The 250-nt window shown below is 51.2% G+C and carries 1 protein-coding gene; it reads left to right on the top strand.

Features of this window, described 5'->3' with window-relative positions:
* A partial coding sequence (rfaH, locus tag SB772_RS43845; protein ID WP_410839009.1) for a transcription/translation regulatory transformer protein RfaH occupies window positions 1–250 on the top strand: 250 nt, incomplete at both ends.

Genomic DNA, 250 nt, shown 5'->3' with positions numbered 1-250 from the left:
CTGCAGTCAGTGAGCCATTGTTTCCCAACTACCTGTTTGTCGAATTTGATCCAGAAGTGATTCATACCACGACTATCAACGCGACCCGCGGTGTCAGTCACTTCGTGCGCTTTGGCGCGTCGCCAGCGATAGTCCCATCGGCGGTGATTCATCAGCTATCGGTATATAAACCGAAAGACATTGTCGATCCGGCAACCCCTTATCCGGGAGATAAGGTGATTATTACCGAAGGCGCGTTCGAAGGCTTTCA

The organism is Paraburkholderia sp. SIMBA_030, from assembly GCF_046535245.1.
GTDB lineage: Bacteria > Pseudomonadota > Gammaproteobacteria > Burkholderiales > Burkholderiaceae > Paraburkholderia.
This window is presented reverse-complemented; position numbering and strand designations above follow the sequence as displayed.